Raw genomic sequence first — 9320 nt, 5'->3', positions numbered from 1 at the left:
CGCCGGCACGGCCGGCCGCCAGCGCCCGTGCCCGCGCGTCCTCCTTCGCCCGAGCCAGGACGAGACGGGCGAGATCGGCCCCGCGCGCGGGCCGCTCGCCGAGCCCGTCCCCGTTCTCGCCCCCGCCCTCACGCTCGCTACTTCGAGTGACATCACTCTCGCCGTCCGGGGTATCCGGGGTATGCGGGTCATGCGACACGGCTGACCTTCCCATCCGCCACTGTGAACCGTGTCCCGGCCAGGACGGCGGGCACGTCCGCCTCGACCGCGGCGGTCACCAGCACCTGCTCGGCCGAACGGATCAGCTCCGCCAGCCGGTCCCGACGGTTCGCGTCGAGCTCGGCGAACACGTCGTCCAGCAGCAGGACCGGTTCGCGCTGATCGTCCTGGAGCAGCTCGAAGGACGCGAGCTTGAGCGCGAGGGCCAGCGACCACGACTCGCCGTGGCTGGCATAGCCGCGCGCCGGCCGCCCATTGATCGACAGCAGCAGCTCGTCGCGGTGCGGGCCGACCAGGGTCACCCCGCGTTCGATCTCCTGCTGCCGGACGGTGGCGAGCTCGGCGAGCATCGCCTCCGCCAGGACCGCCCGGTCGGGAACCGGCTGGCCATCCGCCTGGCTGCCCGTGTGGCCGTCTGTCTGGCCGGGCACCGGGCCGCCGGCCCGCTGGGCCAGGCGCGCGACCACGCTCGAGCGGTACTCCACAGCGGTCAGCTCCCGCTCGCCGGCCGGTGCCGCCGTACCAGCCGCGTCGGCCGCACTGGCCGCATCAGCTGTGGCAGCCGTGGCAGCCGTGGCAACCGATCCGGGCGGTGTGTCCGGCGCACCCGGTGCGTCCGCTCCAGCCGGCACGCCTGGTCCAGCTGACCCGGGTGATCCGGGCGGCCCGGCCGGCGGCCGGGTGGCAGGCTGGGCCGCGACCGCGCGGTAGGCGGTCGCCACCCGGGGGCGCAGCTGTTCGACCAGCGCCAGCCGCGCGGCCAGCAGCTCGCAGCCGTGCCGGACCAGGTGGGAGTCCCACGCGTCCAGGGTGCGCAGGTCACCGGCGCGGCCGGAGCGCCGCGCCGCCCCGGCCGCCCGCAACAGCGTCGACCGCTGGCGCAGGACCTTGTCGTAGTCGGCGAGCACACCGGCGAGCCGGGGGGCGCGGGCCACCAGCAGATCGTCGAGGAACCGCCGGCGCCCGGCCGGATCCCCCTTGACCAGGGCTAGGTCCTCAGGCGCGAAGAACACCATGACCAGCAGGCCGAGGACGTCGTGGGAGCGGGCGAGGGGTGCCCGGTTGAGCCGGGCCCGGTTCGCCCGGCCCGGAATGATCTCGATCTCGACCAGGGCGGCGCGGTCGTCCCGCGCGATCCGGGCCCGCACCGCGGCGCTCGCGGCGCCCTCGCGGACCAGCGGGGCATCCGAGGCCACCCGGTGGCTGCCGAGCGTCGCCAGGTAGCCGACGGCCTCCAGCAGGTTGGTCTTGCCCTGCCCGTTGGAGCCGACGAACGTGTTCACCCCGGGTTCGAGCAGCAGATCCAGTGCCGGATAGGACCGGAAGTCCACCAGCGACAGATGGGTGAGACGCACGTCACCCGGACAGCCGGATCGGCATGAGCAGGTACCGGTAGTCCGGGACCTCGCCGTCGTCGGGCGCCTTGCCGGTGAGGATGGCGGGCTTCTTGGACGCCTCGTCCGCGTCGTCGGCGCTGGCGAACCCGATATGGACGACGTCGGACTCCAGCGCACCCAGGCCGTCGAGCAGGTACGCCGGGTTGAAGGCGATCGACAACGGCGGCCCGCCGTAGCCGACCGGCAGCGTCTCCTGGGCCTGGGCCTCACCGCCGGCCCCGGCCTCCAGGACCAGTTGGTCGTCGGCGAAGCTCAGCTGGACCGGGGCGGTACGGGCGGCGACCAGCGCGACACGCTTGACGGCCTCGGCGAACGGGGCGATCTCGAGCTGGGCGGTCAGCGGCGAGCTGTCGGGCAGCAGCCGCTGGTAGGGCGGGAACGAGCCGTCCACCAGACGGGTGGTGGTCTGGCGGCCGGCACCGGCGAACCCGGCCAGCGCCTCCCCGGAGGGACCCGAGCCAAGGGAGATCGCGACCTCCACCCCACCCCCGGACAGGGACTTCGCCGTCTCGCTCAGCGTGCGCGCCGGCACCATGGCCACGCCGTCGGCCGTCTCGGACGCCGGGCGCCACTTCAGCTTCCGGACCGCCAGCCGGTAACGGTCGGTAGCGGCCAGGGTGAGGGCATCGCCGTCGATCTCGATCCGCACGCCGGTGAGGACGGGCAGGGTGTCGTCCTTGCCCGCGGCGACGGCGACCTGGGAGACGGCCCCGGCGAACGCCGCGCCCTCGATGTGGCCGGTGACCGCCGGCATCGGTGGCAGCGCCGGGTAGTCGTCCACCGACATGGTCGGCAGGGTGAAACGCGCGTTGCCGCAGGTGAGGACCACCCGCGCGCCGTCGGTGTACAGATCGACCGGCGCGGACGGCAGCGCCCTGGTGATCTCGGCGAGCAGCTTGCCGGAGACCAGGGCCCGGCCCTCCTGCTCGATCGTCGCGTTCACGCCGGACTGGGCGGCGACCTCGTAGTCGAAGGCCGCGACCGTCAGCGACGGCCCGGTGGCGTCCAGCATGAGGCCGGCGAGGACCTGAAGCTGGGAGGTCGCCCGGGTCGGCAGCGTGCGTGCCGTCCACGCCACGGCATCGGTGAAGTCGTCCCGTTCAACCCGGAACTTCATGATTCGCCCTTCTGAACCGTTCGTTCTCGTGACCACGCCGACCTGTCATGCCGGCTGCGCGCTGACAGGTGCAGGTCCCCGCCGGATGCTGCCGGTGGCCCGACGAACACGTTCGCAGGTCCGACCGCTGTCGTGCCGCTGCCTGTCCTCGTCGAGCCATGTCGAGCCACTGTTGAACCGTTGTCGGCCCACTGTTGGACCGCTGTCAGGCCACCATGCCGCATCCGGTACGGCGTTCCAGCATCGCAGGCTTCGGCCGGCGGCTCACAGCGGGGGCCGGCACACGGCCCGGCACGGGGGTGGGATCGCCACGGTGGCCCGCTGTGAGTGACGAGCTCTGACGAGTCCCCGGACGGCGGTCCGGAGGCGACGCGCGGACGATCATGCGAGGTTGTCCCCAGGCCCAACTTCGTCTGAGGTTTGTTCATTAGAGAAAGATCTAGTCCGTCGTGTTAGTAGGGCCGGTGGATACTGGGGATAACTTGCGTTTTCGCAGCTCAGGGGCTTGAGAGGGGGTGCAGATCGTGTGGATGCCGCTGTGCCCAACTCCGGTGGATATCCACCGCCGGCCTGGTTGTCCCCCGCTCGTCCCCGGTTGTTCGCAGTCTGTCCCCCGGCTGTGCACAGCTTCCGCACAGCCTGTCCCCGGTTACGCACAGGCCGCCGCGGAGCTTTCGTCCCCAGATTCCACAGGGTTTTCCACAAGCTGTGCACAAGACTCCACAGGGACAACGGCGTGGATCCGGCTACTGGGGGTAGTCCCTCCCCCTGTCCCGCCTGGGTCATGCCTGTCGGGCCAGGCGTACCCGTCGGGCCTGTCGGGCGAGCTGTGTCCGCCGGGCGGGTCAGGCCTGCCGGGTCTGCGCCCGGATGCGGTTGGTCAGTTCGGTGACCTGGTTGTAGATCGCCCGGCGTTCGGCCATCAGTCCCCGGATCTTGCGGTCGGCGTGCATCACCGTGGTGTGGTCCCGGCCGCCGAAGTGCTGGCCGATCTTCGGCAGTGACAGGTCGGTCAGCTCCCGGCACAGGTACATGGCGATCTGCCGGGCGGTGACCAGCACCCGGCTGCGCGACGTGCCGCACAGGTCCTCCATGGTCACGCCGAAGTAGGTCGCGGTCGCGTTCATGATCGCGGCAGCGGTGATCTCCGGGTCGGCCGCGTCCGGGATCAGGTCCCGCAGGACGATCTCGGCCAGCGTCCGGTCGACATGCGACTTGTTCAGGCTCGCGAACGCCGCCACCCGGATCAGCGCGCCCTCGAGCTCCCGGATGTTGCGCTCGATGTGGGTGGCGATGTACTCCAGCACGTCGCCGGGGACCGGCAGCCGCTCGGTGGCGGCCTTCTTCGACAGGATCGCGATCCTGGTCTCCAGGTCGGGCGGGGTGACGTCGGTGATCAGGCCCCATTCGAACCGGCTGCGCAGCCGGTCCTCCAGCGCCGAGAGCTGCTTGGGGGAGCGGTCGGAGGAGATGACGATCTGCTTCTCGGTGTCGTGCAGCACGTTGAAGGTGTGGAAGAACTCCTCCTGGGTGCGCTCCTTGTTCTCCAGGAACTGGATGTCGTCGACCAGGAGCACGTCGGTGTCCCGGTAGCGGCGTTGGAACGCCTGCTGCCGGTCGTCCCGGATCGAGTTGATGAAGTCGTTGGTGAACTCCTCCGAGCTGACGTACTTCACCCGCGAGTCGGGATACAGCTTCAGCGTGTAATGACCGATCGCGTGCAGCAGGTGGGTCTTGCCGAGCCCGGAGTCGCCGTAGATGAACAGCGGGTTGTACGCCTTCGCCGGCGCCTCGGCGACGGCCACCGCAGCCGCGTGCGGGAATCGGTTACTATCACCGATGACGAACGTCTCGAACACGTACCGTGGGTTCAGCCGGGTCGGCTCGTAGGATCGGGGCGCCGGGTCGCGCCCGAGGCCCGGGGTGATCCTGGCTGTGTCCGCCGCGGACGCCCCGGATGCCCCGGACACGGCGGACACGGCGGATGTGGCAGGCACGGGGGAGACCGGCAGCGGCAGCTGGATCGGCCCGGTCATCGGCTCCGGGTCGGGCAGGTGCTCGACGGTGACCGCCACCCGGATCTCTCGTCCATAGGCTGTGGACAAAGCTGTGGACAGAAACGGTCGGAGGCGGGAGTCGAGCAGGTCCTTGGTGAATTCGTTCGGGGCTGCGAGCAGCGCGGTGTCCTGGACGAGGCCGAGCGGACGGGTCAGGCGCAGCCACGCCCGCTGCTGGGCGGACAGGGTGCCGTCCGCGACCCCGGCGACGGCCTGTTTCCACACGGCGGACAGGTCCGGTTCCTCGACAGGCACCCTGCCTGACATGCCGGCGGAGGGGTCGGCGCTAAGGTCTGTCACGAGGCGGGCTCCTCCGAAGACGTCGGGCGGGTGGGCTTGAGCCGGACGCCCGTGGCCGCCCTGGCCAGGGCAGTTCTCCACATGGTCGTCCACAAGCTGTGTACGACCATGACACCGCACCGGCGAAGCCGGTTCCGCGCCGCCCCCACCTGACGTGCCCACGCGGCCGGCCGACACCCGCCGGCCTACTGCCGGCCCGCCCCGGCACGGCCGGGCTTGATAGTCTCAGGCGTCGGGTTGCGGCGACAGTGCGCTCTCGGGTGGGTGTCCCCACCGTGTTCTGTACCGTTTCCGTGGCTATCGTTGTCCTTTGCCCGTCTGGCGTCCGGAGTCCTCTGTGAGCAAGCGCACCTTCCAGCCGAACAACCGCCGGCGTGCCAAGACGCATGGTTTCCGGCTCCGGATGCGGACCCGTGCCGGTCGCGCCGTGCTCTCGGCCCGTCGCCGCAAGGGCCGCAGCGAGCTGTCCGCCTGAGATCCACCCGCGCCCCGGTCCTTCTCGCGTCATGCTGCCCGTTCGGAACCGTGTCCGGACCAGGGCCGAGCATGCCTCGGTCAGTGGCGCCGGCCGTCGCAGCCGCAGTGGCCCACTGGTCATCCACGGCCTCATCGTGGACAACCACGCTGTGGACGGCGGTCCGGAACCGGTCGCCGCACCTCCGCCACGGGTCGGTTTCGTCGTGGGGCGCAAGGTGGGGAACGCGGTCGTGCGCAACCGCGTCCGCAGACGCCTGCGGGAACAGGTCCGTGCCCGCCTCGACCGGATGCCCGCCGGGACGCTCATGATCGTGCGGGCCTTACCGGAGAGCGCCACCGCGTCCTCGGACGAACTGGGACGGGCGCTCGACCGGGGCCTGCGCGGCCGCCTCGTCCCAGCCACCCCGATCACCCCGATCTCTTCCGCCACAGCCGAGACAGGCGGGACAGCCGCGACCGGGACGGTCACGAGGCCCACCGGCACCGCTGGCGGCGCGGACCGGCAGGCACGATGAGCCGCGGTGGCGTTGCGCTGGCCGTGGGCCTGGTCATTGTGATCGACCTGCTCGTCGCCACCCGCCTGGCCGGGCGGCTCGCGCCCCGGATGTCCCGCGGCCGGGACGGCACGGTGCGCGGCCCGCTCGCCTGGGCGCTGCGTGCGATGATCTCTTTCTACCGGGCCGTCTGGTCCCCACGCAGCGCGGGGCTCTGCCGCTTCGAGCCGTCCTGCAGCGCGTACGGGCTGGAGGCGGTGCGCCGTTACGGCGGGGTCCGGGGCGGTCTGCTGGCGGTCTGCCGGCTGCTGCGCTGCCAGCCGCTGTCGGCCGGTGGCTACGACCCGGTGCCGGCGCGTGCCGGCGCCCCGCCAGGCCGTCCCGGACGCTTCGGCGGGCCAGCCGGTGAACGCGGTGCCCCCGCTGGTGAGCGGACCGCCCAGACCGTGACCGTGACCGTGGCCGTGGGTGCGCGGCAGCGGCTGGACCCGCACCCGAACTCGCCCGAACCGGCCGCGTCCCGCTGTGGCACGAGGGTCTAAGGAGACGAACCAGTGCTGGATCCCCTCTACCATCTCGCGGCGAACGCGATCGTCTTCTTTCACGGGGGCTTCGGGCCGATCTTCGGCCGGGACAGCTTCTTCGCGTGGGCGCTGTCGGTCGTCCTGCTGGTGATCTGCGTCCGGATCATGATCTTCCCGCTGTTCGTCAAGCAGGTGAAGGCCCAGCGGACGATGCAGCTGATGCAGCCGAAGATCAAGGAGATCCGGGACAAGTACGGCCATGACCGGCAGCAGATGAATTCCAAGATCATGGAGTTGCAGAAGGAACACGGCAACCCGCTGCTCGGCTGTCTGCCGATCCTGCTCCAGATCCCCCTGTTCATCGCGCTGTTCCACGTCTTCAGCCACCTGCGACCGGTCGACCGGCCCGGTGGCGTGCTGGACTGGGCCCCCCGGGTCGGGCTGTCCGCGCACCAGGTGCAGCAGATCGCCGAGGCCAAGCTGCTCGGCGTCTCGCTGTCCGCCTCGTTCACCTCGTCGTCGAAGTTCCTGGACTTCGTCCGGGCGGACGGGACGAACGTCAAGATTTTCGCGGTCGTGCTGATCGTCCTGATGGGTACGACGACGTTCCTTACCCAGCGGCAGATCATGGCGCGGACCGGGTCGGTCGACCCGCAGCAGGCGATCGTGCAGAAGGTCCTGCTCTACGGCTCCCCGATCATGCTCGCGGTGTTCGGCTTCCAGTTCCCGATCGCCGTCCTGCTGTACTGGCTGACCACCAACCTGTGGAGCATGGGCCAGCAGTTCTTCGTGATCAAAAAGATGCCGCCGCCGGCCCTGCAGGGCGCCGGTGGGCAGGTACCGACCACCCGGCCGGCGGCCGGGGCGAAGAACACGACCGGGACGAAGGGCGCGGCGTCGCAGCCGACGGTGGCCCGCCCCGCGCCGGGCGCCCGGCCCACCAGGGCCAGGAACCGGCCGGGTGCGGCCGCGGGCTCGACCGCCGCGCCGGCCGACAGGACGCCGGGCGGTGCCGATCAGGCCGAGCCCGGAGCCGGCAAGACGCTGAACGCCGACAAGGCCGTACGCAAGGCTCCGCCTGGAACCCGCTCTCCTCGCGGCAACACCTCGCAGTCCTCGCAGTCCTCGCAGCCGGCACAGCCGGCCCAGCCGAAGCAGCCGGCCCAGCCGAAGCAGCCCGCGCGCCCGTCGAAGGTGTCCGACGCGGCAGACGCCGACGATGTGGTACCGCAGCCGTCGCAGAACGGGTCCACTCCGGACAGGCATACCCCGGCCGGCGACGACGCCCAGCCCCGGGCGGGGAAGCCCCATGCCGCTGCGGGCGTCCGCCGGCACACCGGTGGTTCCCGGCCCGCCAAGCGACGCGGCAAGGGCGGCCGTCCCGGAGGCCGACGGTGACCATCCCCGCGGTGACCATCCCCGCGGCGACTATTCCCGTCGGGAATCGGCGCCGGGCCCGCCCGGCCCGTGACCCGCAGACGTCCACCCGTGTAAGGAGCTGCTCTGATGACCGGTTCCGCATCTGACCTGGCCGCCGACACCACGGTCAGCGGAGTCGGACAGGCCGACGACCTGTCCGCACCGGCCACCTCCCGCCCGGCGCCTCCCGACGGACAGGACGGCCCCGCCCCGACGACGGCGAGCAGCCGGCAACGGATCGCCGACCTGGAGCAGGAGGGGGAGATCGCCGCCGACTACCTGGAGGCGCTGCTCGACATCGTCGACCTGGACGGCGACCTCGACCTGGACGTCGAGGGGGAGCGAGCCGTGGTCGCCGTCGTCGGGGACGGGCTCGACCTGCTGGTAGGCAGCCGGGGGGAGACGCTCGAAGCGCTCCAGGAGCTCACCCGGCTGGCGGTGCTCCAGAAGACCGGTGTGCGCAGCCGGCTCATGCTCGACGTGGGCGGGCACCGCGCGCAGCGGCGGGCGGAGCTGCGCGACCTGGCCACGGCGGTCGCCGAGCGGGTGAAGGCGGGGGCCCAGCCGGAGAAGCTCAAGCCGATGACGCCGTTCGAGCGCAAGGTCGTCCACGACCTGATCGCGACGATCGACGGCGTCGTCAGCGAGTCCGAGGGCGAGGAGCCCCAGCGCCGCGTGGTCGTCCTCCCCGCGAGCTGACACCCCGCCAGCCGGTGAAGGTGTGCTGAACGCCCCTTCCCGCGGGCCGGCATCCGGCCCTTCCACGCGCGGGGCAGCCACACGGGGGGGCTAGGAAGAGGATCGGCGGACGCAGGACGGCGAGCTCAGAGCCGTCGCGAGGCATGGGGCTGAGGGCCGGTGCCCGCGTCCACCGGTTCCTCGTCCAGACGCGGGAACCGGCGGGTCGAGGTACGGAATCTCCGGGGGCTGGGACGGATCGTGGTGTCCGCCGGCTGGCCCCGCCGGGCACCGGGGGATTACAGGGGATCGCGGCGGTGTGGGCGCGGGCGCCCACACCCACAAGCTGGCACCCGGCGCCTCCAGACCATGCCGGGACAGCCAGCACACCGGCCGGGCAGCTCCGTAACCAAAAGAACGAGTACGGAAGTGGCTGCTCCAGCAACCACTTGTTCCCTCGCTTTCATGATTCGGTTGTGCGACGGCGGGCAGGGCGGGATGGGTGGTCGCCCGGGTGGAGGTAGGAGCCGGGTCCCGGGCGGTTTTGTTCGGAGTGCGTGTCGCCGGGCGGCGGTACGGGCGGTGATGGGTGTGGTCCCGGAAGGATAGGCTTCCGCGCCCGCCGCGCCCGCCGCGCC

The 9320-nt window shown here is 71.6% G+C and carries 8 protein-coding genes and 1 pseudogene; 5 read left to right on the top strand and 4 right to left on the bottom strand.

The annotated features are described in order from the left end of the window. The 4 genes and pseudogenes from NBX02_RS22800 to dnaA form a co-directional block, all read right to left on the bottom strand. Window positions 1–199 (bottom strand): annotated as a pseudogene (locus NBX02_RS22800) (hypothetical protein); the annotation flags it as partial. Beyond that, window positions 189–1574, bottom strand: coding sequence for a DNA replication/repair protein RecF (locus NBX02_RS22795; RefSeq protein WP_250286096.1), 1386 nt, complete (start codon window positions 1572–1574; stop codon window positions 189–191). The pseudogene NBX02_RS22800 and the gene NBX02_RS22795, both read right to left, overlap by 11 nt. A gap of 1 nt (window position 1575) precedes the next feature. Then, the gene (dnaN, locus tag NBX02_RS22790) at window positions 1576–2733 is read right to left on the bottom strand and encodes a DNA polymerase III subunit beta (protein ID WP_250286095.1); all 1158 of its coding nucleotides are present in this window, start codon (window positions 2731–2733) and stop codon (window positions 1576–1578) included. 845 nt (window positions 2734–3578) lie between these two features. Beyond that, window positions 3579–5090 carry a chromosomal replication initiator protein DnaA gene (dnaA, locus tag NBX02_RS22785; protein ID WP_250286094.1) on the bottom strand — a complete coding sequence of 504 codons (1512 nt, stop codon included), beginning with the start codon at window positions 5088–5090 and terminating at the stop codon, window positions 3579–3581. Between the two features lie 337 nt (window positions 5091–5427). Here dnaA and rpmH point away from each other — a divergent pair, with 337 nt between their 5' ends. From rpmH to NBX02_RS22760, 5 genes are all read left to right on the top strand, one after another. Beyond that, window positions 5428–5565: a 50S ribosomal protein L34 gene (gene rpmH / locus NBX02_RS22780; protein ID WP_013871596.1), complete on the top strand. Its 138-nt coding sequence runs from the start codon at window positions 5428–5430 to the stop codon at window positions 5563–5565. Window positions 5566–5596: 31 nt separating this feature from the next. Then, window positions 5597–6082, top strand: coding sequence for a ribonuclease P protein component (gene rnpA, locus NBX02_RS22775; RefSeq protein ID WP_250286093.1), 486 nt, complete (start codon window positions 5597–5599; stop codon window positions 6080–6082). Beyond that, on the top strand, window positions 6079–6603 hold the full coding sequence (yidD, locus tag NBX02_RS22770) for a membrane protein insertion efficiency factor YidD (protein ID WP_250286092.1): 525 nt from the start codon (window positions 6079–6081) through the stop codon (window positions 6601–6603). The genes rnpA and yidD overlap by 4 nt, the downstream gene beginning before the upstream one ends. A 12-nt stretch (window positions 6604–6615) precedes the next feature. Further along, window positions 6616–7983 (top strand): membrane protein insertase YidC, encoded by a 1368-nt coding sequence (yidC, locus tag NBX02_RS22765; protein ID WP_250286091.1) that lies wholly within the window; start codon window positions 6616–6618, stop codon window positions 7981–7983. 108 nt (window positions 7984–8091) lie between these two features. Beyond that, a complete protein-coding gene (locus NBX02_RS22760; RefSeq protein ID WP_250286090.1) occupies window positions 8092–8703 on the top strand; it encodes a R3H domain-containing nucleic acid-binding protein in 612 nt (203 codons plus the stop codon). Window positions 8704–9320: the final 617 nt, after the last annotated feature.

Origin of the sequence: Protofrankia sp. CiP1_Cm_nod1 (assembly GCF_920888515.1) — a bacterium.
Lineage (GTDB): Bacteria > Actinomycetota > Actinomycetes > Frankiales > Frankiaceae > Protofrankia.
This window is presented reverse-complemented; position numbering and strand designations above follow the sequence as displayed.